General features: G+C 44.6%; 20 protein-coding genes, 1 pseudogene and 1 riboswitch. Of the genes and pseudogenes, 13 read left to right on the top strand and 8 right to left on the bottom strand.

The window, feature by feature from the left end; all coding sequences use genetic code 11:
• Window positions 1–69: 69 nt before the first annotated feature.
• From ciss_RS12545 to ciss_RS12495, 12 genes and pseudogenes are all read left to right on the top strand, one after another.
• Window positions 70–648, top strand: coding sequence for a 5-formyltetrahydrofolate cyclo-ligase (locus tag ciss_RS12545; RefSeq protein WP_075866626.1), 579 nt, complete (start codon window positions 70–72; stop codon window positions 646–648).
• Between the two features lie 167 nt (window positions 649–815).
• Window positions 816–1,301, top strand: a complete 486-nt coding sequence (nuoE, locus tag ciss_RS12540) for an NADH-quinone oxidoreductase subunit NuoE (RefSeq protein WP_075866625.1) — start codon at window positions 816–818, stop codon at window positions 1,299–1,301.
• 10 nt (window positions 1,302–1,311) lie between these two features.
• On the top strand, window positions 1,312–3,090 hold the full coding sequence (nuoF, locus tag ciss_RS12535; RefSeq protein WP_075866624.1) for an NADH-quinone oxidoreductase subunit NuoF: 1,779 nt from the start codon (window positions 1,312–1,314) through the stop codon (window positions 3,088–3,090).
• A 13-nt stretch (window positions 3,091–3,103) separates the two neighbouring features.
• Window positions 3,104–5,785 carry a formate dehydrogenase subunit alpha gene (gene fdhF / locus ciss_RS12530; protein ID WP_077177605.1) on the top strand — a complete coding sequence of 894 codons (2,682 nt, stop codon included), beginning with the start codon at window positions 3,104–3,106 and terminating at the stop codon, window positions 5,783–5,785.
• 204 nt (window positions 5,786–5,989) lie between these two features.
• Window positions 5,990–6,475: a 4Fe-4S dicluster domain-containing protein gene (locus ciss_RS12525; protein ID WP_075866623.1), complete on the top strand. Its 486-nt coding sequence runs from the start codon at window positions 5,990–5,992 to the stop codon at window positions 6,473–6,475.
• A gap of 4 nt (window positions 6,476–6,479) precedes the next feature.
• The gene (cooS, locus tag ciss_RS12520; RefSeq protein WP_075866622.1) at window positions 6,480–8,381 is read left to right on the top strand and encodes an anaerobic carbon-monoxide dehydrogenase catalytic subunit; all 1,902 of its coding nucleotides are present in this window, start codon (window positions 6,480–6,482) and stop codon (window positions 8,379–8,381) included.
• Between the two features lie 13 nt (window positions 8,382–8,394).
• Window positions 8,395–9,579, top strand: coding sequence for an NAD(P)/FAD-dependent oxidoreductase (locus ciss_RS12515; protein ID WP_075866621.1), 1,185 nt, complete (start codon window positions 8,395–8,397; stop codon window positions 9,577–9,579).
• Between the two features lie 51 nt (window positions 9,580–9,630).
• On the top strand, window positions 9,631–10,128 hold the full coding sequence (locus ciss_RS12510; RefSeq protein ID WP_075866620.1) for a rubrerythrin family protein: 498 nt from the start codon (window positions 9,631–9,633) through the stop codon (window positions 10,126–10,128).
• A gap of 207 nt (window positions 10,129–10,335) precedes the next feature.
• Entirely contained in the window at window positions 10,336–10,776 is a 441-nt protein-coding gene (locus ciss_RS12505) for a thioredoxin family protein (RefSeq protein ID WP_049752062.1), read from the top strand.
• Window positions 10,777–10,788: 12 nt separating this feature from the next.
• Window positions 10,789–10,992: pseudogene (locus ciss_RS13500) on the top strand (thioredoxin family protein); the annotation flags it as partial.
• Window positions 10,993–11,235: 243 nt separating this feature from the next.
• Window positions 11,236–11,883, top strand: a complete 648-nt coding sequence (locus tag ciss_RS12500; RefSeq protein ID WP_075866701.1) for a YigZ family protein — start codon at window positions 11,236–11,238, stop codon at window positions 11,881–11,883.
• Between the two features lie 3 nt (window positions 11,884–11,886).
• Window positions 11,887–12,255 (top strand): gamma-glutamylcyclotransferase family protein, encoded by a 369-nt coding sequence (locus ciss_RS12495; RefSeq protein WP_075866619.1) that lies wholly within the window; start codon window positions 11,887–11,889, stop codon window positions 12,253–12,255.
• 383 nt (window positions 12,256–12,638) lie between these two features.
• Here the strand turns inward: ciss_RS12495 and ciss_RS12490 are convergent, their stop codons facing one another.
• From ciss_RS12490 to acs, 8 genes are all read right to left on the bottom strand, one after another.
• Window positions 12,639–13,103 (bottom strand): Zn-ribbon domain-containing OB-fold protein, encoded by a 465-nt coding sequence (locus ciss_RS12490; RefSeq protein WP_075866618.1) that lies wholly within the window; start codon window positions 13,101–13,103, stop codon window positions 12,639–12,641.
• Window positions 13,096–13,566: a Zn-ribbon domain-containing OB-fold protein gene (locus ciss_RS12485; RefSeq protein ID WP_075866617.1), complete on the bottom strand. Its 471-nt coding sequence runs from the start codon at window positions 13,564–13,566 to the stop codon at window positions 13,096–13,098. Before ciss_RS12485 ends, ciss_RS12490 begins: the two co-directional genes overlap by 8 nt.
• Before the next feature lie 15 nt (window positions 13,567–13,581).
• On the bottom strand, window positions 13,582–14,739 hold the full coding sequence (locus ciss_RS12480) for a thiolase domain-containing protein (RefSeq protein ID WP_075866616.1): 1,158 nt from the start codon (window positions 14,737–14,739) through the stop codon (window positions 13,582–13,584).
• Window positions 14,740–14,751: 12 nt separating this feature from the next.
• Window positions 14,752–15,885 carry a thiolase C-terminal domain-containing protein gene (locus ciss_RS12475; RefSeq protein WP_075866615.1) on the bottom strand — a complete coding sequence of 378 codons (1,134 nt, stop codon included), beginning with the start codon at window positions 15,883–15,885 and terminating at the stop codon, window positions 14,752–14,754.
• Between the two features lie 20 nt (window positions 15,886–15,905).
• Window positions 15,906–17,051 carry an acyl-CoA dehydrogenase gene (locus ciss_RS12470; RefSeq protein ID WP_075866614.1) on the bottom strand — a complete coding sequence of 382 codons (1,146 nt, stop codon included), beginning with the start codon at window positions 17,049–17,051 and terminating at the stop codon, window positions 15,906–15,908.
• Between the two features lies 1 nt (window position 17,052).
• Entirely contained in the window at window positions 17,053–18,978 is a 1,926-nt protein-coding gene (locus tag ciss_RS12465) for an AMP-binding protein (protein ID WP_075866613.1), read from the bottom strand.
• 157 nt (window positions 18,979–19,135) lie between these two features.
• On the bottom strand, window positions 19,136–20,518 hold the full coding sequence (locus tag ciss_RS12460; RefSeq protein ID WP_075866612.1) for a sigma 54-interacting transcriptional regulator: 1,383 nt from the start codon (window positions 20,516–20,518) through the stop codon (window positions 19,136–19,138).
• A gap of 36 nt (window positions 20,519–20,554) precedes the next feature.
• Window positions 20,555–22,513: an acetate--CoA ligase gene (gene acs, locus ciss_RS12455; protein WP_075866611.1), complete on the bottom strand. Its 1,959-nt coding sequence runs from the start codon at window positions 22,511–22,513 to the stop codon at window positions 20,555–20,557.
• Window positions 22,514–22,697: 184 nt separating this feature from the next.
• Window positions 22,698–22,811: riboswitch (TPP riboswitch) on the top strand.
• 57 nt (window positions 22,812–22,868) lie between these two features.
• Between acs and ciss_RS12450 the strand changes: the two genes are divergently transcribed.
• Window positions 22,869–23,897, top strand: coding sequence for a thiamine phosphate synthase (locus ciss_RS12450; protein ID WP_075866610.1), 1,029 nt, complete (start codon window positions 22,869–22,871; stop codon window positions 23,895–23,897).
• Window positions 23,898–23,902 lie beyond the last annotated feature (5 nt).

The raw sequence follows: 23,902 nt of genomic DNA, 5'->3' as shown, positions 1-23,902 counted from the left end.
GAACGGATAAAGAGAATACTTAAACTGTTAGGCTATTTTTGAAAAATCTGAAAATAGGGAAGATCATGGATGGATGAAAAAAAAATATTAAGAAAGGAAATATTAAACAAAAGAACTGACCAATTACCCGCTGAAATAATCGCAAAAAGTGACAAAATTTTAGCACTTTTAAAAGCCTTTCAACCTTACCAACAGGCTCGAACGGTAATGGTTTACCTGGATTTTCGGGGGGAGGTAAGAACCCGGGAAATCATAAAAGATTTATGGGCTTACGGTAAAAAAGTGATAATTCCGGTAACCGTACTTTTGGAAAAAAAGCTTTTACCGGTGTATTTAAAAGATTTTGGGGATTTAGTAGAAGGAACCTACGGAATTTTAGAACCGAAAGCTGAAACAAGAGAAATTGCTGATCCAAAGGCGATTGATTTAGTCCTGGTACCGGGAGTAGCTTTTGATTTAAAAGGGAATCGTCTGGGATACGGAGCCGGTTTTTACGACCGGTTTTTACCCCAGCTTCGGCCCGGGGTAAAAAAGGTGGCTTTAGCTTTTGAGTTGCAGCTGGTACCGAAAATAACTCCCGGACCCCACGATATCCCTATGGATTATATCATAACCGAAGAGCGCATCATCAACTGCCGCCTTTATTAAAAAGTTTATAAAGGTTTATTAAAGTTTTCTCCAATTTCTAACATCTAACTTCCAATATCTAAGTTGTTTTTATCAAAAGGTTATAAAAGGTTATTAAGGTTTATTATTTAATGTTTTTTCCAACATCCAATCTCTAACTTCCAACATCTAATTAGGGGGTGTATTTCTTGGTTTGTGCCTGCGGGAAGGAAGTAGTTGATCCCAAAAAAGAAAAACTAAAAGAACTGCTTTTGCAGTATCAAGGGCAAAAAGGGGCTTTGATTCCGGTTTTGCAGGGTGCTCAGGAGATTTATGGTTATCTTCCCAAGGAGGTAATGGAAGAAATAAGTCGTACCCTTAAAATTCCCTTCAGTAAAGTTTATGGTGTGGCAACCTTTTATGCCCAGTTTCATCTAAAGCCTCGCGGGCGGAATGTGATTCGCGCCTGTCTGGGTACTGCTTGCCACGTGCGCGGTGGGGCGAAGGTATTTGAGACCTTGAAGAATGAACTGGGAATTGGCGATGGGGAGACGACTCCCGATTTAAGGTTTACCCTGGAATCGGTAGCGTGCATCGGAGCTTGCGGGTTAGCACCGGTAATTATGGTTAATGACGATACTTACGGCCGGCTTACCCCGGATAAGGTCAAAGAAATTCTTGCCAAGTACGAATAGGGGGTGCCTTATGAGAAAGGTTTTAATTTGTGCCGGAACTGGTTGTATTTCGTCCGGTTCACCGAAAGTTACCGAAAAGTTTCAGGAGGAGTTATCCAAAAGAGGCATTACCGATATAGAGGTTTACAATACCGGCTGTCACGGTTTTTGTGAACAGGGACCAATTGTGATTATTGAGCCCGATAAAACTTTTTACTGCCGGGTAGAGGTGGACGATGTTCCGGAAATTATCGAAAAGCATCTTTTAGGCGGACAAATTGTGGAAAAAGTTTTGTTCCACGAACCCCAGGTGGACAAGAAGGTGGAAAAATACACCGATATCTCTTTTTACGCCAAACAACAGCGGCTGGTCCTTCACAACTGCGGTCATATTAACCCCGAACGAATTGAAGACTATGTCGCCAATGGTGGTTATGAAGCTTTAAGGAAGGTACTTACTTCCATGTCGCCGCAGGAAGTGGTTGATGAAATTAAAAAATCCGGCTTACGCGGACGGGGTGGCGGCGGTTTTCCTACGGGCTTAAAGTGGCAGTTTACCAAAGATGCCAAAGGGGATAAAAAGTACGTGGTATGTAACGCCGATGAAGGTGACCCGGGGGCTTTTATGGACCGTTCCGTATTAGAAGGGGATCCCCATGCGGTTTTAGAAGGGATGGCTATTTGCGGCTATGCGGTAGGGGCTGACGAAGGTTATATCTACGTGCGGGCTGAGTATCCTCTGGCCATAAGACGCTTACAAATTGCCATAAAACAGGCGGAAGAAAAGGGTTATTTAGGAGAAAATATTTTTGGCAGCGGTTTTAACTTTCGCATAAAAATTAAAGCCGGGGCTGGAGCTTTTGTTTGCGGTGAAGAAACCGCTCTTTTGACTTCCATTGAAGGAAATAGAGGAATGCCAAGACCGCGGCCACCTTTTCCGGCGGTAAAAGGCCTCTGGGGCAAGCCCACCAATATTAACAACGTGGAAACTTTTGCCAACGTTCCCTTAATCATCAAAAACGGCGCTGATTGGTATGCCTCCATGGGTACCGAAGGAAGTAAAGGAACCAAGATTTTTGCCTTAACCGGTAAGGTGAATAATACCGGTCTGGTGGAAGTACCGATGGGCATAACCATGCGCCAGATAATTTTTGATATCGGCGGCGGCATTAAGGGAGGTAAGAAGTTTAAAGCGGTGCAAATTGGGGGTCCCTCAGGAGGTTGCTTGCCGGAGGAACTTTTAGACTTGCCGGTAGATTACGATTCGTTAATTAAAGCCGGGGCGATGATGGGTTCCGGCGGGCTGGTGGTAATGGACGAAACTACCTGTATGGTGGACGTAGCCAAGTTTTTCTTAAACTTTACGCAAAAAGAGTCGTGTGGAAAATGCGTTCCCTGCCGGGAAGGAACAAAACGGATGTTAGAAATTTTAGAAAAAATTACCGAAGGGAAAGGCGAGCCCGAGGACCTTGAAATCCTCGAAAAACTTGCATATAACATAAAGAACTCAAGCCTTTGCGGTTTGGGCCAAACGGCTCCCAATCCGGTGTTATCTACTTTACGGTATTTCCGCCACGAATATGAGTCTCATATTTACGATAAGAAATGTCCTGCTGGAGTTTGCTCGGCGCTTTTGGAGTATAAGATTCTTGAGGATAAATGTGTCGGTTGCGGCGCCTGTGCCCGGGTTTGTCCCGTGGGAGCAATTTCCGGCGAAAGAAAGCAGCCGCATAAGATTGACCCGGAAAAATGTATTAAGTGCGGTTCATGTATGGAAAAATGTAAGTTTGGCGCAATAGTTAAAGGATAAAGGGGGGATATGGATGGCAGATGTTACTTTAAAAATAAACGGTATAGAAGTAACGGTGCCCGAAGGCACGACGATTTTAGAAGCGGCAGAAAAAGCTGGCTTTAAGATTCCAACCCTCTGCCACGATCCGGAGCTTTCCAAACCCGGAGCTTGCAGGATATGTGTGGTCGAGGTTAAGGGAGCACGGAATTTAGCTGCTTCCTGTGTTACGCCGGTGGCCCCGGGGATGGAGGTCTTAACCCATTCGGAGCCGGTAATCAATGCCCGGAGGGAAATTTTGGACCTGCTTTTAAGCAATCACCCGGAAGATTGTCTTACCTGCGACAAAATGGGTGAGTGTGCCCTTGCCGATTATGCTTATGAGTACGGCGTACGCCGGGGAAGTTATCAGGGAGATAAAAATGTCTATCCCATTGAAGACAACAACCCGTTTATTGTCCGGGACATGAACAAATGTATTCTTTGCGGCAAATGCGTCCGGGTTTGTGACGAGATTGTTGGTTATTCGGTAATAGATTTTATTAACCGGGGCTTTAAAACCAAGGTGGCACCAGCGTATGACGTAACTTTAGCGGAGTCCAACTGTGTCTTTTGCGGAAGCTGTGTTACCGTATGTCCCACCGGAGCTTTGACGGTCAAGGACACCCGGGGGAAATTTAGACCCTGGGAGGTAAAACGGGTAAAGACCACCTGTCCCTACTGCGGCGTTGGTTGCAACTTTGACCTTCTGGTAAAAGATGATAAAGTTGTGGGGGTAGCTCCTAATCCTACCTCCGAAGTAAATGGTCGGTTTATGTGCGTTAAGGGACGGTTTGGTTACAAGTTTATCCATAGCGGTGACCGTTTGACCAAACCGCTAATTAAGAAAAATGGCGAGCTGACAGAAGCTTCCTGGGATGAAGCATTAACGCTGGTGGCGGAAAAACTCGGGGAGATAAAAGCTAAGTACGGTAGTGACTCGATTGGGGTACTGGCTTCGGCCAAGTGTACCAACGAGGATAATTATCTTTTAAGCAAGTTTGCCCGGGCGGTGCTTGGTACCAATAATATTGACCATTGCGCCCGTCTCTGACACTCCCCTTCGGTGGCAGGTCTTGCCGCCGCTTTTGGCAGTGGTGCCATGACTAACAGCTTTGAAGATATTATGGAGACGGAATTAATAATGTTAATTGGCTCCAATACCACCGAGTCCCATCCGGTAGCCGGTTATAAAATCAAACAGGCGGTGAAGAAAGGGGCCAAACTAATTGTTATTGACCCCAGAAATATTGAGCTGGCAGGTTATGCGGATCTTCACCTTCAATTAAAACCTGGAACAAACTTACCGTTATTAAACGCTTTGGCCCATGTGATAATTGAGGAAGGGCTTTACAATGAAGAATTTATCCGGGAGCGTACCGAAGGTTTTGACGCTTATAAAGATACGGTTAAAGATTATTCGCCCGAAGCGGTAGCAGAGATTTGTGGCGTTCCCGCCGAAAAAATCCGGGAAGCAGCCCGGATGTATGCCAAGGCCGGAAAAGCCATGATTTTATACACCATGGGGATTACCCAGTTTAGCTTTGGTACCTACGGAGTACTGGCGGTGGCCAATTTAGCCATGCTTACCGGTCATGTAGGTAAAGATGGTGCCGGGGTAAACCCGCTTAGGGGTCAAAATAACGTTCAGGGTGCCTGTGACATGGGCGGTCTCCCCAATGTCTTTACCGGCTATCAGCGGGTAGATGATCCCGCCGCCAACGAGAAATTCTCCAAAGCCTGGGGAGTTAAGCTTCCGGAAAAACCGGGATTAACCCTGGGGGAAATGTTTGATGGGGCTTTAAAGGGCAGTATTAAAGCCATGTACATTATGGGAGAAAACCCGGTTTTATCCGATCCCGATGCCCGGCATATTGAAGAAGCATTAAAGAACCTTGACTTCCTGGTAGTGCAGGATATTTTCTTAACCGAAACAGCAAGATTTGCCGATGTAGTTTTGCCGGCAGCAACTTTTGCCGAAAAAGATGGTACCTTTACCAATACCGAGCGCCGGGTGCAAAGGGTAAGGAAAGCAATTCCCTGTGTAGGGGAAGCCAAACCCGACTGGGAGATTATTGCCCTGGTGGCCACCAAAATGGGTTATCCGATGAATTATTCTTCGGCGGAAGAAATCTTTGACGAAATGCGGACCCTTACTCCCAGCTATGCAGGAATTACCTATGAACGTCTGGAGAAAAAGAGCCTGCAGTGGCCGTGTCCGGCTCCCGACCATCCGGGAACCAAGTTTCTCCACAGCGATAAATTTGTGCGCGGCAAGGGTCTGTTCCACCCGATTCCGTTCAAGGAACCGGAGGAAAAACCGGACAGCGAGTATCCCTTTACTTTAATTACCGGCCGACGGCTTTATCATTATCATACCGGAACGATGAGCCGCCGGTCCATGATGGGTGAGCATATGCCGGAAGATCATTTAGAAATGAACCCTGCCGATGCTAAGAAACTTAATGTTAATGATGGCGACAGGGTAAGGGTAACCACTCGCCGGGGAAGTGTGGAAATTAAGGTAGCGCTCACCGATAAGGTGCCGGAGGGAACCGTCTTTGCTTCTTTCCACTTTTTCGAAAGCCCGGTAAACCAGGTAACCAATCCGGCCCGGGACCCATTGGCTAAAACGCCGGAGCTAAAATATTCTGCAGCCAAAATTGAGAAACTTTAAGGGACGGTTCTGTAAACCACCATTTTACAATGAATAGAAAGTGGTGGCTGTAAGAACCGTCCCTAGGGATAAAAAATAAAAAGGGCGGCCATTGGGCCGCTTTCTTTTTAGAAGTAAAAAATCTAAAAATTTTGAAAAATAATTGCAGGAATTGGCGGAAAAGTTTAGAAAAATATAAAAATAAATCTTTTTGGAGGTGATAATTTGCGTGAGATTTTAGTTGATTTAGAAAAATGCCTTGGTTGTAAAACCTGTGAATTAGCTTGTGCTACTGCCCATAGCAAAGAAAAAAACTTTTTTGCCGCAATTTTTGAGGAGCCAAAACCGGTCCGCCGTATTTTTGTGGAAGCAGACGGTTCAACAAATTTTCCTTTGACGTGCCGGCATTGTGAAGACGCTCCCTGTGTTACCGCTTGCATGAGCGGAGCTTTAACCAAAGACGAATTAACCGGAGAAGTGGTGTTAAACTCTCAAAGGTGTATAGGCTGTTTTATGTGCGTGATGGTTTGTCCTTTCGGAGTAATTGTTGAAAACCAGCGTAAAGCTGCCAAATGTGACCGCTGTGCTGAAATTGGCTATCCCCAGTGTGTTTTAGCCTGTCCCACCAAAGCCCTGTCCTTTATAGAAGTTCCCGTTTACGCCAAAAAGGAACGGAAGAAATACTTAACAAATTTTTTGGTGAAGGAGTGATTGGATGGAAAGAAATAAGTTATCGGTAGACCCGACTATTCCCAATATTTACCAGAAAGCCCGGGAAGAAGGAATTTCCACCGTTTTTGACCGCTATGAAGCCCAGCAACCCCAGTGCGGTTTTGGCTTAACAGGCCTTTGCTGCCGCCACTGCGTCCAGGGACCGTGCCGGATCGACCCCTTTGGGGAAGGACCGCAAGCGGGAATTTGCGGGGCAACGGCCGAAGTAATAACGGCAAGAAATCTACTGCGCCAGGTAGCTGCCGGAGCTGCTGCCCATGTGGACCATGCCTATGATGTTCTGGAAGTTTTGGAACAAATTGCTAAAGGTACGGAAAGCTACAGTATTAAGGATCAGGAAAAATTAAAGCAAGTAGCTTTTACCTTAGGTATAGATACGGCCAATAAAACAGAGCGGGAAATTGTTGAAGAAATGTGCCAAATTATCTACCGGGATTTTGCCAATTCCGGGGCAACTCCCATGACCTACCTGAAAGCCAATTCTCCGCAGGAGCGGCTTGAAACCTGGGAAAAGTTGGGGGTACTGCCGCGAAACCCGGACCGGGAAATTAGGGAAGCCCTGCACCAGACTACAATGGGAATGGATGCGGACCCGGTGAATTTAATCTTAAAGACGATCCGGCTCGGTCTGGTGGATGGATTTGCGGGACTCAAGCTGGCCACGGACTTACAGGACATTATTTTTGGGACCCCTCAACCGGTGGTAACAGAAGCCAACCTGGGGGTTCTTAAAGAAGATTACGTCAATATTATCGTCCATGGCCATGTACCTTTGCTTTCGGAAAAAATTGTTGAGTGGAGTAGAAAATTGGAAGATGAGGCGAAAAAAGCAGGGGCAAAAGGAATCAATCTTGCCGGGATATGTTGTACCGGTAATGAAGTGCTAATGCGGCAGGGAGTTCCCCTGGCTACTAACTTCCTGGCTCAGGAATTGGCTATCGTTACCGGAGCCGTGGATTTAATGGTAGTGGATGTACAGTGCATTATGCCGTCTTTAGCGGAAATTGCTGCTTGCTATCATACGCGTTTAGTTACTACCATGCCTATTGTCAGAATCCCCGGGGCGGAACACGTACCTTTTACCACCGAAACTGCCGATACAGCCTCCCAGCAGATTGTTCGGATGGCAATTGAAAGCTTCCAGAAAAGGAATCCAGCCAAGGTTTATATTCCCAGGGAAAAAGCCAAAGTGGTAGCAGGATTTAGTGTAGAGGCAATAATAAAGGCCTTAGCAAAGTTAAATCCTGAGGAGCCATTAAAGCCCTTAATTGACAATATTGTTTCTGGCAATATTCTGGGAGTAGTGGCTACCGTAGGTTGCAATAACGTTAAAGTAAAACACGACTGGTTCCATATTGAGTTAGTAAAAGAATTAATAAGAAACAACGTTCTGGTGGTTACTACCGGTTGTTCGGCTCATGCTCTGGCCAAAGCAGGGTTTATGGACCCGGCAGCTGTCGAGTGGACAGGCGAAGGGTTAAAGGCGGTTTTAACGGCAATAGGTACGGCCAATGACTTGGGAGGGCCGCTGCCTCCGGTTTTGCACATGGGAAGCTGTGTGGATAATTCCCGAATCGGAGATTTGGTTATAGCTGTAGCCAATTACCTTAAAGTTAGTCCCAAAGACCTGCCCGTTGCTGCTTCTGCCCCGGAATACCAGCATGAAAAAGCTTTGAGCATTGGTACCTGGGCGGTAGCGATGGGAATAATGACTCACCTGGGGGTTGTTCCGCCGGTTGCCGGAAGTCCAAAAGTTACCCGGATTTTAACCCAGGATGCCGAAGCATTAATTGGTGGTAAGTTTTATGTGGAAACGGATCCTTATAAAGCTGCTGCCGGTATTATTGAACACATTAAAGCTAAACGGGCTTTGTTGAACCTTTAGGGGGTTTACCTCAATGAAATACTTAATTATTGGAAACAGTGCTGCAGGAATTTTTGCAGCGGAAAGTTTAAGAAAGTTGGATCCAGTGGGCGAAATCACCGTTTTAACCGATGAGCCTTACGCAGTTTATGGACGCTGCTTAACATCTTACTTTATTGCCGGAGACATAAGTGAGGACCAAATCTTTATCCGTTCCCAGGATTTTTACGAAAAAAACCGGATTAATCTGAAAAAACAGGAAAAAGTAGTTAAAATTGATTTCGAGGCGAAAAAAGTTTTTACCGCCAAAAACTCCTATTCTTATGACCGGCTTTTAATTGCCAGTGGAGCGAAAGCTAAAAAGCTTTCGCTCCCGGGAAGTAATTTACCCGGAATTTTTACCTTACGAACCCTGGAAGATGCCAAAAATATCCTGGATTATTCCCGTAAAGCTGAACAGGCTGTTATAGTGGGGGGAGGACTGGTTAGCCTAAAAGGGGCTTACGGTTTATTAAAGAGGGGGATTAAAGTTACCATTGTGGTGGCCTCTCGTCAGATTTTATCCCAGGTTCTGGATGAAACTGCGGCCGGATTGGTGCAGCAAAACTTAGAAAAACAGGGGATGAAATTTCTTTTAGGAGAAGATGTTTTGGAGTTTTTAGGGGAAGACAAAGTTTTTGAAGTAAAACTTACCAACGGACAGGTTATAAAAGCTGATTTAGTTTTAATAGGTAAAGGGGTTATCCCCAATGTCGATTTTTTACCGGAAGCGGAGAAATTTTCCGAAGGCATACTGGTAGACCACTATTTACGCACTTCCTGGGAAAATGTCTGGGCAGCGGGGGATGTGGCTAAGACCTTTGATGTTGCTCATGGTAAGTATAGAGTTAATGCTCTCTGGCCAAATGCGGCCGAGCAGGGAAGGGTGGCAGCAATAAATATGGTTGGACAAAATTGTGTGTATCAGGGATCCATAGGCATGAATTCCCTGGAGTTTTTTGGGTACAATACCATTGCTGCGGGAATTACCCGGCAGGAAGAAGGTTATACGGTTATCAAGCAAAGACAGGGAGCGAATTATTTAAAGCTCGTATTGGAGGGCGAAAAACTTAAAGGGTATATTTTATGCGGTGAGGTGCGGGGAGCCGGAAGACTTACCCAGCTCATCCGTTCCGGTAGCAAAATAAAACAATTTCCCTCCTTTTTAAAAAGATTTTAAAAACAAAAAAATTCTGGTAAAATGTAGATAAAAATCAAAGGAGGGAAGACAATGAACCAAAAGACCCTGGAAAACTTAATGGCCGCCTTTGCCGGTGAATCCCAGGCCAATCGCAAGTACTTGGCTTTTGCCAAAAAAGCAGAAGAAGAGGGTTATCCCAATATTGCCAGGCTTTTTAGAAGTGCGGCGGAAGCCGAAACCATTCATGCTTTAAAACACCTTGAAGTTGCCGGTAAAATTGGTTCTACCCTGGAGAATCTGAAAGCTGCGGTAGCCGGTGAAACTTACGAGTTTACCGACATGTATCCGGAGTTTATTAAAGAAGCTGAAAGTGCAGGAGAAACTAATGCCGCAAGAAGCTTTACCTTCGCTTCCAGGGCAGAAGAGGTCCATGCCCGGCTGTACCAGGAAGCTTTAAAAGCGGTAGAAGAAGGCAAAGATGTGGATGGCGAATTCTACATATGCCCCGTTTGTGGTAATATTGAAAAAACAAGACCCGAACGCTGCCCGATTTGCGGTGTAGCGGGTGAGCGGTTTTTCCAGGTTTAACTTGAATGCCTTTGGGGGAAGGCAGTTTTCCTCCCTCAAAGGCTATTTCAATATCTACCAAAATACTTTTTTTGTTTACTGGGAAAATTAAAATTTAGAAAAAAATGATTGACAAAAATTAGTTTTAGAAGTATTATTTTTAAAGATATAAAAATACTATTAAAATGTTTCGCAAAAACTTTAAAAAGAGTAAAGGAGTGATACTTGATGGCCTTTTTGCAAGAAAAGGATATCCAGTTTCTAAAAGAAAAATTTGCCAAAGAAATGGTCAATGATGTGACCATTCACTTTTTTACCAAAAGCCCGGTATTGGCCCAGGATTGTCCTTACTGTGACCATACCAAGCAGCTGTTAGAAGAACTGGCAGCTACCAGTGAAAAAATAAAGCTCATGGTACACACTTATCCCACCGAAAAAGAAGCTGTGGAAAAATACGGAATTGATAAGATTCCGGCAATTGTCTTTGAAGGTACGGAAGATGTGGGTATTCGTTTTTATGGAATACCGTCCGGTTATGAATTTTCTACCGTTATTGAGACAATTATTGACCTTTCTAAAGGGAAACCGGAGTTGCCGGATAACGTTTTAGCCGAACTGGCGAAGGTAACTTCACCGGTTACCATTAAAGTTTTTGTCACTCCTACCTGACCGTACTGCCCACGGGCTGCAGTTGCAGCCAACCGGTTTGCTATGGCTAACGCTAACATTCGGGCTGAAGTTATTGAGGTTAGCGAATTCCCGGAATTAGGGGATAAATACAACGTCTTTGGGGTTCCCAAGTCGGTAATTAACGAAACGGTAGAAATAGAAGGAGCTGCGCCGGAAATTATGTTTGTGCAAAAAGTACTGGAGGCGGTCCAGTAGAAAAGCTGCGGGATAACCCGCAGCTTTTTGGATATTTATCCCCTACCTTGCCAAAATATTTAAATCGAGTGCCGAAAAAAATTTTGGTACTAAAATTAACTGTTTTGACATAATAATTTACTGGGGGCACAAAAGACTTAAAAATTAAGATTTAGCAAGGTTAAATAAGATGCGGCTGGGCAAGGAGACTTGCCCCCGTTTTTTGTTTTTTTTGGTATAATGGAAGAAAAAACGGTGAGGAAAATGGAATTTCTGACCATTGAGGAATTTTCTGAAGAAAGGTTTACCGAAAGAAAGTCATTGTTTATTGGCCGGGCTTTACCGGTAAACTCCGAAGATGAAGCAAGAAAGTTTATTGAAGAAATAAAAGAAAAACATAATGATGCTACCCATAATGTTTTTGCGTATAGCATTGAAAACAGGATTACCCGGATGAGTGACGATGGAGAACCTTCCGGCACCGCCGGACGCCCCGTTTTGGAAGCAATCATGCAAAAAAAACTTACCAATGTGTGTGTTGTGGTAACCCGGTATTTTGGCGGAATTCTTTTAGGAGCCGGGGGTTTAATTAGAGCTTACAGAAAAGCTGCCGAACTTTGTTTAAATAAAGCTACTATAATTACTGTCAAAAAGATTCCTGTTTATTCAGTTACCGTTAGCTATGAACACTGGTCGCGGATTTTAAAACTTGCCAATAATTTAGGTTTACCCCAGAGAGAGCCGGTATATCTTCAGGAAGTTACCGGCTATTTTGGAGTTATTCCTGAACTGGAAGAAAAGTTTCTGCGGGAAGTAATTGATTTGTCAGTAGGACAGGCCAAAATTCAAATAGAAGGAGATATGCTTGTAAAGTATAGAGAAGGTAAGTATTTACCTGTTTTAAGGGGGTAAGGGATGAAAGTCTTTGTGTACGGTACGCTAATGCGAAACCAAAAAGCTAATTTCCTGCTTTCCCGGCAAAAGTACATAGGTCCTGGAGAGATTTATGGTTTTTCACTGTATAAAGTGTCTAACTGGTACCCGGGAGTGGTGAAACAGGAGGGGGACCGGGTTAAGGGCGAAATATACGAGTTGGTCCACGAACCAGCAAAGACCTTGGCCAGGCTCGATGATTATGAAGGAGAAGGAAGTCTGTATCAGAGGATTTTAACCAGGGCCGTTGACCAGAACGGCGAAGAACATGAAGTCTTTGTTTATGTCTTTAACGGTACGGTAGATAAGGAAAAATACATTCCCTATGACCAGCAACCCTGGAAGGGTTAAAAAACAAAAAAAGCCCTAAAAGGCTATCGTTTGGGTTGTGGGGTTTTTTTAAGGTTTACCTTTACCTTTTAGGGCCATAATTAAGATTTCGACAAATTTTTTTATTTTCCTTTTTACACTGGAAATAAATTTTTGATTTTCGTTGAATTTTTGTTATTTTTTCTTCGGCAAGGAGTTCGTTGATTAGCTGATGGATAAGTTTCGGGGAAACCCCCAGGAAATCTTCTAAATCTTTCTTTTCCCTGGGGGTTTTTAGAAAATAAAGGATGGTTGTTTCAAGTTGCTTTTTTTTATAGGATGTTAATTGTTTAGGGTTATTGATATGGTCCGGGATATATCCCGGCTTGATATTTTGTCGGGTTAAAAAAAATCATAAAACATTTTTATACCTCCTGTGCGGGGGTGAAATAAGCGATATCGGTAATTTGTCCTTCCCGGTTTTCCTTAAATACCGGTTTTAGCTTTAGGCCGATTTTAAGCTGGCCGGGCTGTATTCCTCCCAGGTAATGAAGGAGGAGTTCACTGGCGCCGGTAATTTCAATTAGACCATAAATAACCGGTTGCGTCAGCGGTTCATCGTCCTGAGTGCGGTAGCAAACGGTGAAGCTTTTTAGAATTCCTTCTTGCGGAATTTCCACTAAATCGTTAAGTTCTTCAAAACAATACTGACAGTAAGCCCGGGCCGGGAAGAAGGTGCGGTGGCATTTTGGACAGTAACTGGCGAGAAATTTAGTTTCTTTTAAAGCTAATAAACATTTTTCTCGTATTTCCCCTGCTGGGTGCAGGTAATCCATTTTTATTTCGCCGTACTGGTAAACGATTTCCCCGGGATTTTGGATTTTATTCATTGGGTTTTCCCTCCTTAAGTGGACGGAAGTATTTGATATCCAGGATAGAGCCGGTTCTTTCTTCTGCCGGACGAAAAACTGCCTCTACCGGCATTCCCACATAAATTTCTTCGGGTTTTGCTTCACCAATAATGTGAAAAATACCGATAATTCCCCGGGCATCGTCTAAATCAATTACGGCATTAATTTGTGGTGTGGAAATAGGAAGAGCGTTAGTATCTATATAAGCTATGGAAAAAGTGTTGATTTTTCCGCGGGGTGAAAGTTCTACCCATTCGGTAAGCTCAATGAAACACCGTTCGCAAAAAATCCGCGGCGGAACCAAAACCCTTTTGCAGTGGGGGCATTTAACCCCAAGAATTTTTCCTTCTTTTAAACCCTGCATAAAGCGGCTTATCGCTATTCCACCGGACCATTCGTATTTGATTTCCCAGCGGCTTTTAACACCGTGAAATTCGGCCATTTTGGCACCTCCTCTTTAGGCTTTTAAGACCAGGACGCCGGTAAATTGCATAAGTCCACCCCAGGCTTGCACAACGCCAACTTTTGGATTATTTTTGACCTGCCGTTTGCCGGCGTCACCGCGCAGTTGCAAAACAATTTCGTTAAATTTCATCATACCTGCTGCAGCAATAGGATTCCCAACTCCCAAAAGACCGCCCGAGGGGCTTAGGGGTAGTTTTCCATCCCGGTAAGCTATGCCTTCTTCAATTAACTTCCAACCTTCTCCCCGGTTGGCCAGTAAAAGGCCTTCGGCATGCTGAAGTTCCTTATAACTGAAGGGGTCATAGGGTTCGGCCACCTGGATTTCTTTTTGGGGATTTTTTATCCCGGCCATGTTGTAAGCCTGGCGAGCAGCGTACTCAACATATTTGGGATAGGCCAGGTCCCGGTTAGTCCAGTAGGTAGAGTCGAGGCACCAGCCGACTCCGGCAATCCAGACCGGTTTTTCTTTATATTTGGCAATATTTTTGTTTACAAAAACTGCTGCTGCTGCGCCGTCGGAACTTGGACTGATGTGGTATTTGGTGACCGGGTAGGCCATTACCGGAGCGTTTAAAACATCTTCGACCGTGATTTCCATAGGCAACTGGGCGTAAGGGTTATCCATAGCGTTTTTCTTGTTTTTTACCGATACCTTGGCCAGGGTTTCCAGTTTTATTTTATTTACCGTCATGTACCGGTTCATTTCCAGGGCAAAAATGTAAATTAAGTTGATACCCATGGGTCGATCGGTAAATTCGTCAAAAATCGTGTTAAACAATCCCTGAGGTTTTGGTTTACAGGGGGACATTTTTTCCTGACAGATTACGAGAGTTGCCCGGGATAGGCCTGAGGCCACGTGATAGTAACCGGTAATGGGAGCCAGGGCGCCGGTAGCACCGCCAACGAATACCCTTTCAAAAGGTTTACCCAGAGCTCCGGCGGCATCAATTACATGTTCTCCTTTCATATTAATGCCGTCAAAGCCATCGGGGGCTGAACCGTAAACGACGGTATCAATTTCTTCTAAAGTCATTCCGGCATCGTCTAAAGCTTTTTTGGCAGCTTCGAACACTAACTCCTGAGTGGTTTTTTTGCTTTGGTACTCAAATTTTGTTTGCCCGACACCAACCACCGCAACTTCGTAACTCATTGTAACCCTCCTTTACTCATTACCTAAGATAACGGCTCCACCGCTTGCCGATGGCGGGCCGTACCAGCCGAAAACAAGACCTTTAGTGGCATTTTTGACCTGTCGGGAGCCGGCTTCGCCCCGCAGTTGAAATACCGCTTCTACTACCCGGGTAAGGCCGGCAGCGTTTGGAGCATAGCCAAGACCGAGATAACCCCCGGAAGGATTAATTGGCATGGTTTCTCCCGTAAGAACTTTTTTACCCTGACCTTCCGGAACTAACCTCAGTGCTTCGGCGTGCATCAGTTCTTTATAAGAAAAGCGGTCGTCGATTTCCGCAAAATCCAGTTCCTGGGCCGGGTTTTTTATTCCCGCCATTTCATAAACTCTAATTCCTGCTTTATAGGCGTAATCAGCTCTACCCCAGTTTCTTGCTCCGAGGTGTGCCGATTCCGAATCCCAGCCAATTCCCAGTACGTAAACAGGCTTGGTTTTCAGGTTTTTGGCCACCGATTCGGGGGCCAGAATTACTACAGCTACTCCATCGGCATAATAAGCGGCATCTAATTCGGTAAGCGGTGAGGAAATAGTGGGGGAATTCTGCACCGTTTCCGGAGTTAACTTTGCTCCGTAGGCAGCGTAGGGATTTTTAAGGGCTGCTTGGCGGTTTTTTATCACCACCCGGGCAAGATCGGCAGGGGTAATTCCGGTTTCATACATATACCGTGTTGCTTCGAGGGCGGGTATAAAATAGGGATGCTGGGCTAAAGGCCTTTCAATAACCGGGTCCAGTGCGTAATTTAAAATCCTGTTTTTCGTAATAAGATCTGATGATTTGGAGTGGGCAACCACGGTTACAATGGTGGCTACTTTTGCCCGTATTTGCATGAATGCCTGGAAAACTCCGTACACGCCGTCGGCGTTAATTCGGTTATTGGGTTTTAGTGCTCCTCCAATTTGATCCGGAACAAATTCATCACCGATACTTCTTCCTTCCCAAAGGTCATCGGAACAGGTAACCAGTGAGTCTACATCATCTTTACCGATTCCCGCATCTAAAAGAGCTTTGGAAACGGTTGCAAACATTAGTTCTTTGTAAGAAAGTTCCGGGTATGTTGCCCGGAGGGGTGACATAGCAGCCCCGATAATCGCGATTCTTTCGTGCATGGTATCCCTCCTTTATTAATTTATACCGGGCAGCCAAGCTGCCGGGCGATAACCAACCTTTGAATTTCTGACGTACCTTCACCGATGGTTAAAAGCTTGGCATCTCTTAAAAACATTTCTACCGGGTACTCGGTAATGTAACCGTAACCACCGTGGATTTGCACCGCATCTAAGGCTACTTCCACGGCAATTTCCGAAGCGAACAGTTTGGCCATTGCTGCTTCTTTGGCAAAAGGCTGGTTATTTTCCTTAAGCCAGGCGGCTTTATAGGTAAGGTTTCTGGCAAGTTCAATCTTGGTAGCCATATCGGCTAATTTAAAAGCTATCGCCTGGTTAGCAGCGATTGGTTTTTTAAACTGAATTCGGGTACTGGCATAGGACAGTGCCTGCTCAAAGGCACCCTGGGCTAATCCTACCGAAAGGGCAGCAATGCCGATGCGTCCGTTGTTTAAAACTTGCAGAAATTGTTTGAAACCTTCTCCGGGTTTACCCAATAGGTTTTCTTTAGGTATCCGGACATCTTCGAAAACCAGTTCGGTAGTATTGGAACCTCGCATACCCAGCTTTTCAAAATTGTCAATTATGGTAAAGCCCGGAGTCCCTACTGGTACGATAAAGGCTGAAATTCCCCTGGTACCTTTGGTGCGGTCGGTGACGGCGGTAATGGTTACGTATTTAGCGTAACTGGCATTGGTAATAAACATTTTGCTGCCGTTTATCACGTAATGATCTCCGTCCAAAACGGCGGTGGTTTGAGTCCCACCGGCGTCGGAGCCGGCATTGGGTTCGGTTAGGCCAAAAGCTCCCAAGTACTTGCCGAGAGTTAAAGGAGGCAGATAAGTTTCTTTTTGTTCTTCTGTTCCAAAAAGCAAAATTGGCATTGCTCCCAGGGAGATATGGGCCGAATAGGAAAGGGCCACGGAAGGACAAACCCTTGCTAGTTCCTCTACGGCTATAACAAAACTTAGATAATCCGCTCCGGTACCTCCGTATTTTTCCGGAATTGGAAGGCCCATTAAGCCAAGTTCGCCCATTTGCCACCAGATTTCTTCTGGAATTTTACCGTTTTTGTCGATCTCCCGAACTTTGGGTTTTAAAACTTCCTCGGCAAACTTCCTTACGGTGGCCTGGAGAAGTTTATGTTCTTCGGATAGCTCAAAATTCACCTCACTCCCTCCTTTCTCTCTGAATTTCCGCCAAAGCCTGGGGATTTTCCAGGGAAAAGGTGTCACTTTTTACTTCTCCCAGGTAACTTTCCCGGATTAACCGGCGTAATATTTTACCGTTTCTGGTTTTGGGCAGGGCTTTTACGATTAATACGTCTTCGGGAGACAGGGCCTTAGAAAGTTTGGTCGCGATTTGGTTTTTGATTTTTTGGATAAGTTCCTCTTTGACAAAATCTGTTTTGTTTGGTACGGCAACTACGACTAAAGCTTCTCCTTTTATCGGATGAGGTATCCCAAAAGCTGCCGATTCGGCTATTTCGGGAAGAGCGTTTACAATATTTTCAACTTCAGCGGGGCCCAGCCGTTTACCGGCAACTTTTATCGTATCGTCAGACCTTCCTAAAATGTACCAGTAACCGTTTTCATCGATTTTTGCCCAGTCGCCGTGAGCCCAGAGGTCGGGACCAAAGCGGGAAAAGTAGGTTTGTTCAAAACGCTCTGGTTCGTTAAAAAACCCCCGGGTAATACCGTTCCAGGGCCCTTTAATTACCAGTTCTCCCACCCTGTTTCTTACCGGTTTCCCATTTTCGTCGACCACATCGGCATTAATTCCCGGCAAAACTCCGGTAAAAGCACAGGGAGGAATTTTATGAATCGGGTAGGAAGCCAGTATTCCTCCGGAAATCTCGGTGCCGCCGGAGTAATTAATGATTGGCAGCTTCTTTTTACCTACTTTTTCAAAAAACCATTGCCAGGCTTCTTCGGTCCAGGGTTCGCCGGTGGAACCTAAAATTCTAAGGCTTTTAAAGCTGAAGTTTTCCGGGTCAGCATCGGGAAAAGTCATGAGAAGCCGGATTAAGGTTGGAGAGAGACCCAGAACGGATATTTGATGTTTTTCTATTAGTTCCCAAAGCCGGGTGCGGCTTGGGTAATCGGGAGATCCTTCGTAAAGAACTACTGTACCGCCAATCAGCAAAGTCCCGTAAATCAACCAGGGCCCCATCATCCAGCCCAAATCGGTTATCCAGAAAACTTTATCTTCAGGACCAATATCAAAGGCAAAAAGCATGTCAATAGCACTTTTTACCGGGAAACCGATATGGGTATGGAGGGTTCCCTTGGGTTTTCCGGTTGTTCCGGAGGTATAGATGATTAAAAGGGGATCTTCGGTTCTGGTACTTGCAATGGAGATTTCCTGAGCAAACTGTTTATTTAATTCGTTATACCAGTAGAGCTTTTCATAATTAGGGGAAAGTTTTGGGGTATTTAGATTTGTAACCGCCAGAATAGCAATATTAAGGTCTTTTACTGCCTCAAGAGCAGTATTTAAAAGTGGTACTTCCTGGCCCCGGCGGGAAAAGCCGTCAGCGGTGATTAACAGTTTGGCGCCGGAAAGTATAACCCTTTCCCGGACTGCCTCAAAGCCGTATCCGGAAAAAACCGGCACGGCAACAGCTCCAATATAAGCTAAAGCTAAAAGGAAAATTGGTGTTTCTTTAATCATTGGCAAATAAATTGCAACCCTATCGCCAAGGGAAATTCCCAGATTTGCCAGGACCGTTGCTGCCTTCTTGATTTCCCGGTAAAGCTGCTCAAAACTCAAAGTTTCGAAGGTAGAGTTTTCTTTTTCGACAATGATTGCGGTTTTTTCACCATTGTTCAGAGCTTTTTTTACTACCGCATCGTAAGCAATATTAAAACCTGCATTATTAAAATATTTAGGATAGTGCCAGCCACGGCTTAAGTCTTCTATTTTTTCGTAGGGAGTGAAAAAAGTTAAATCCAGTTGTTTGGCCATTTCCGAATAAAACCAATCGGGATAGCTATATGCTGCTTTGATTAGCTCTTCAAAGTTTTTAAAGTGCCAGCGGGCCATAAAACGAGCAATAAAACTTTCCTTTAAATGATGTTCCTCCGGGATAAACAATCTTTCACCTCCTTTTTAGAATTTTCGAAAAATTAAGAAAGCAAGTTTCGTGCCAACAAAAAAGTTAAAACTAAAGAAATAACTGCTTCGCTTTTGAAGCAGTTATTTAAAAAATACCCGAATTATTTTTGCAGCGGCGCTTCAAAATTGAAGCACCCTAAAAGCCGGTTTTAATACCATGTTTGCGGGCTTTTCTTATAAACGATGCCTGGCTTATTCCCAGAGCTTTAGCGGCTTTTCGGGTTGAGCCGTAGGTTTCCAGGGCTTTTAAAAGAAGACTTTTTTCCACGTTATCGAGTCTTCTTGCTAAAGACAAATCTTCGTGATTTTCTTTTATTTTAGTCGAAGGAGCGGTCAGGTTTTGGTAATCTTCCAAAGTTATGATATTTCCTCTTGAAATGATTATCAGACGATCTACGGTATTGCTGAGCTCCCGGACATTTCCGGGCCAGGGCTGTTCGGTTAAAAAATCGACCAATTCGGGGGCAAAAATTTTATTATAACCGTGCTTTTTGTTAAATACCTCCAGGAAATAATTAATTAGGGGCGGGATATCTTCGCGCCGTTCCCGCAAAGGGGGAATTGTGATAGGAATAACGTTTAAACGATAATAAAGGTCTTCCCGAAAAGTTTTGTTTTTCACCATCTGGGCGAGATCTTTATTGGTAGCGGCAATTATTCTAACATTTAACTTTCTCGGGGTAGTACCTCCTAACCGGTAAATTTCCTTGTCCTGGAGAACCCTTAAAAGTTTTGCTTGTAGCTGTTGGGGGAGATCGCCGATTTCATCTAAGAAAATTGTTCCGTGATTGGCCAGTTCAAAAAGACCGGGTTTACCGTTTTTATTGGCACCGGAAAAAGCTCCCTGCTCGTAGCCGAAAAGCTCTGATTCTAAAAGGTTTTCCGGGATGGCAGAACAATTTATTTTAATAAAATTTTCCGTACAGCGTCTGCTTTCCTGGTGAATAAGGGTAGCAATTACTTCCTTGCCGGACCCGGATTCTCCCAGTATTAGCACTGTCGCATCAATATCAGCAACGCGGCGGGCCAGTTCCACTACCTGTTCCATAGCGGAACTTTTATAAATTACCGGTTGCTGGTATTGGCTTTCCCTGAAGTGTTTGAGAGCTTCCCGGTAATTTTCTACGCGTTCGTTTAGGATTGAATTTAGCCTTTTTAATTCTTTGTAATAACTGCGGATTAAATCGGTACGGGTGACAATACCAATAATTTTGCCTTCATTATCTACTACCGGTACCCTGCCTACCGGTACTTCCCAGGTTTTATCGGCATCATCTTCCGGGGTAAAGGTAAAAAGTTCTGTAATCATCAGGTTTTTTACCGGCGTATCGGCTGGCAGGTTATTAAGAAAAGCATCCAGGACATGACTCTTGGTAATTAATCCTAAAAGTTTATAATCCTGGTCCACCACCGGTAAAGCATCAACTTTATTAAGACGCATGAGATGCGTGGCTTCCCGTAAAGTACCTTCGGGCTTTATGGTAACCAGGTTGGTAGTCATTATTTGCTTTATTTGCATGGATGTCACCCTTTCCTGCTAAAAAAGGGCGGTATTTTACCGCCCGCTAATAATTTCCTTAATTTTTTCTAAAGTAGTTACATCCTCCAGGCTGGTAACATCGCCTTTAACTTCACCTTTGGTTACAAGTTCCTTTAATAAGCGGCGCATAATTTTACCGCTGGCGGTCTTGGGCATAACCGGTGTAAAGTAGATTTTAGCCGGTTCGGCAATTTTCCCAATTTTCTCCACAACTATTTTTCGAATCTTTTCTTCTAATTGGGGAGTAGCTTCGTAGCCCTGACGCAAAGTTACAAAGGCAATCGGCACTAACCCTTTTATTTCATCGGGAGCACCTACCACTGCCACTTCGGCAACTCCTTCCACTTCAATGATGGCACTTTCCATTTCCATGGTACTGAGACGGTGACCGGCAACATTAATTACATCATCAATCCGACCGGTAACCCAGAAATGGCCATCTTTGTCTTTAACCGCACCATCGTTGGTAAAATAAGCTCCCGGTACCCGACTGAAATAGCTTTTAAGATAAAGGTCATGTTCTTTCCAAAGGGTACGTACCAGCATGGGAATTGGTCGTGTCATAATTAAGTTACCCGGAGTTTCTGGAGGTACCGGATTTCCTTCTTCGTCAACTACTTCTAACTTTGCCCCTAAAAACTGAATACCGCAGGAGCCCGGCTTCATCGGGGTAATCCAGGCAGCTCCTGCTAAGGGGGTGCCCGCCGTTTCCGTTTGCCCCCAGGTATTGTTAATGTAAATTTTTTCTTTACCTAAATTTTTATACATCCAGTACCAGGCTTCGGGATTGAGCGGTTCTCCCACCGTGCAAATCACATCCAGGCAGGAAAGATCGTAGTGTTCCATATACTGTTCGCCGTAACGCATTAGCATCCGCACGGCGGTTGGTGCGGTAAATAACTTATTTACCCGGTATTTATGGATTATCTGATAAAAACGATCGGGTTTAGGGTAGTCGATAGCTCCTTCGTAAAAAATGGTAGTAATACCGTTGGTGAGGGCACCTACGATACCCCAGATATGCATTGTAAGCCAGCCGATGTCCGCAGTGCACCATAAAATATCTTCCGGGTGCAGGTCTAAGTGGTACTTGGCGTAAACGTAATTGTTTACCGTGAAGGCCACCCCGGAATGAACCACACCTTTGGGTTTTCCGGTAGTGCCGCTGGTATAAAATACCAGACCCGGTTCGTTAGCTTCGATGGGTTCCGGTGGACAGTCTATTGGGGCTTTTTGCATTAATTCATCCCACCAGTAATCCCTGCCCGGGACCATATTAACCGGGGTGTTGGTTCTTCTAACTACCACTACTTTTTGAATACTGCTGATTCCTTCGATAGCCTGATCAGCTTTGGGTTTTAGGGGTATTTCTTTACCACGGCGATAGCCACCGTCGGCGGTAACTAAGACCTGGGGCTCATAATGAATGAGCCGGTCCCGTAAGGCCTGTTCGGAAAACCCGGAAAAAACGGTATTGAAAATAATGCCGGTGCGGTAGCAGGCTAAAACGGCAATGACTGTTTCGGCCATATTTGGAAGATAAATGGCCACCCGGTCGCCTTTTTTGAGGCCAAAGCTTTTTAAGACGTTGGCAAAACGGTTAACTTCTGCCCAGAGCATGCGGTAGGTGTAAAATTTTGTTTCATAATTTTCGCCTTCCCAGATGAGCGCTAATTTATTGTCCGCTCCTTTTTCCAGGTGGCGATCCAGCATGTTGTAAGCGGGATTGGTGATACCACCGATAAAGTAACGGAAATCCGGGAGACTTCCTTCAAAGGTTTTTTCCCAGGGATGAAGCCACCAAAGTTCACGAGCCACATCATCCCAGAACTTTTCCGGGTTATCCCAGGATAGTTTTAAAAGTTCGTTGAATTTTTCAACACTGCCAGCTACCGATTTTTTTACTTTTTCCGGATTGGGATAAAAAATCTTACTTTCTTTAATCATTTTTAACTCTTCCGTTAATTCGGCCATCAGGATCCCCCCTTAGAGTTTTTTTTATAATTTTAAATAAGGAAAATTTGTTTGAGGTAAAAAAAGGGTTAAATGTAAAAACGCGGAGTTAAAATGCTAAAATCTTAATTTTAATGGTTAGAAAAATGGTTGTTATTTTGATTGTCTTGACAATTTATACTTCTTTGGATAAATTTAAAATAACTAAAAACCTCAGGGGTGCCGGATGAGCCCGGCTGAGAAGGTTTCGCGATGAAGAAGCCTACCCTTTGAACCTGCTCTGGGTAATGCCAGCGGAGGGAGAGGAAATAGGGTAAGCTATAAATAACCTCTTCCATCTTCTGGAAGAGGTTTATTTTTTTCGGGGAGGTATTTGATGGAAATTTACCGGATTATTGATGTTAATTTAAACCGGGCCCGGGAAGGGATTCGGGTGTTGGAGGAAGTAGCCCGCTTTAGTTTAGCTAATAGGAAATTATTTGAGGAATTTAAGCGTTTGCGGCATTTTATCAAAGAAATAGAAAAAAGTCTTGCTGGCAATCCCTTGTGGTATCGGGATGCTCAAAACGACCCGGGACAGGAGCTAAGTTCGGAGGAAATGGCCAGGAATAATTTGCGGGAGGTGGTGTTAGCCAACGCCAAAAGAGCCCAGGAAAGCATGCGGGTTTTAGAAGAATTTGGGAAGCTGTTAGATGCGGCAATTGTTCCTAATGCCAAAAAAGCAAGGTTTTTACTTTACGACCTGGAAAGAGAAGTTTTAGCTTTGATTAAGTCTGCAGTAGATTTAACCTTATACTTACTTACCGATGATGCTTATCTAAACGAAGAAAAGTTCTGGAGGGTTATTGAAGATTGCCTGAAAAATGGAGTGACGGCTTTTCAGTACCGGGCAAAAGGAAAAAAGGGAGCCGAAATGTACCGGGAGGGTATGCGGCTTAAAGAACTTTGCGAAAAACATGGAGTTTCTTATTTTGTTAACGACCGGCTGGACCTTGGAATGGCGTTAAATGCTGATGGGGTACATGTAGGACAGGAGGATTTGCCCCTGGAGGTGGTAAAAAAGCATTTTCCCGGAAAAATTATCGGGCTTTCGGCTACCAATTATGAAGAAGGGATTACAGGCATAAAGGCAGGAGCCGATTATCTTGGTCTTGGGCCAATTTTTCCCACGTCCACCAAGGAAGATGCTGCACCACCCTGCGGGGTAGAAGTGATTCGGAAGCTTAAAGAGGAGTTTCCCAATACTCCGGTAATAGCTATTGGGGGTATTGATAAAGAAAAGGTTTCTGAGGTAATCCGGGCCGGGGCCGATGGGATTGCGGTAATTTCGGCTGTATTTGGAGCGGAAAGCCCGGCTAAAGCGGTTTACGAACTACGGGAAACAATTATTAAAGCAAAGGAGTGAACGAT

The organism is Carboxydothermus islandicus, assembly GCF_001950325.1.
GTDB classification, from domain to species: domain Bacteria; phylum Bacillota; class Z-2901; order Carboxydothermales; family Carboxydothermaceae; genus Carboxydothermus; species Carboxydothermus islandicus.
This window is presented reverse-complemented; position numbering and strand designations above follow the sequence as displayed.

Bases quoted from the DNA above. Each gene is read 5' to 3' on its own strand.
- ciss_RS12485 (WP_075866617.1), bottom strand. From the start codon at position 13,566: ATGGCCGAATTTCACGGTGTTAAAAGCCGCTGGGAAATCAAATACGAA.
- ciss_RS12545 (WP_075866626.1), top strand. From the start codon at position 70: ATGGATGAAAAAAAAATATTAAGAAAGGAAATATTAAACAAAAGAACT.
- ciss_RS12495 (WP_075866619.1), top strand. From the start codon at position 11,887: ATGAAAGTCTTTGTGTACGGTACGCTAATGCGAAACCAAAAAGCTAAT.
- ciss_RS12505 (WP_049752062.1), top strand. From the start codon at position 10,336: ATGGCCTTTTTGCAAGAAAAGGATATCCAGTTTCTAAAAGAAAAATTT.
- ciss_RS12515 (WP_075866621.1), top strand. From the start codon at position 8,395: ATGAAATACTTAATTATTGGAAACAGTGCTGCAGGAATTTTTGCAGCG.
- ciss_RS12480 (WP_075866616.1), bottom strand. From the start codon at position 14,739: ATGAGTTACGAAGTTGCGGTGGTTGGTGTCGGGCAAACAAAATTTGAG.
- cooS (WP_075866622.1), top strand. From the start codon at position 6,480: ATGGAAAGAAATAAGTTATCGGTAGACCCGACTATTCCCAATATTTAC.
- ciss_RS12460 (WP_075866612.1), bottom strand. From the start codon at position 20,518: ATGCAAATAAAGCAAATAATGACTACCAACCTGGTTACCATAAAGCCC.
- ciss_RS12475 (WP_075866615.1), bottom strand. From the start codon at position 15,885: ATGCACGAAAGAATCGCGATTATCGGGGCTGCTATGTCACCCCTCCGG.
- ciss_RS12510 (WP_075866620.1), top strand. From the start codon at position 9,631: ATGAACCAAAAGACCCTGGAAAACTTAATGGCCGCCTTTGCCGGTGAA.
- acs (WP_075866611.1), bottom strand. From the start codon at position 22,513: ATGGCCGAATTAACGGAAGAGTTAAAAATGATTAAAGAAAGTAAGATT.
- nuoF (WP_075866624.1), top strand. From the start codon at position 1,312: ATGAGAAAGGTTTTAATTTGTGCCGGAACTGGTTGTATTTCGTCCGGT.
- ciss_RS12490 (WP_075866618.1), bottom strand. From the start codon at position 13,103: ATGAATAAAATCCAAAATCCCGGGGAAATCGTTTACCAGTACGGCGAA.
- ciss_RS12450 (WP_075866610.1), top strand. From the start codon at position 22,869: ATGGAAATTTACCGGATTATTGATGTTAATTTAAACCGGGCCCGGGAA.
- ciss_RS12500 (WP_075866701.1), top strand. From the start codon at position 11,236: ATGGAATTTCTGACCATTGAGGAATTTTCTGAAGAAAGGTTTACCGAA.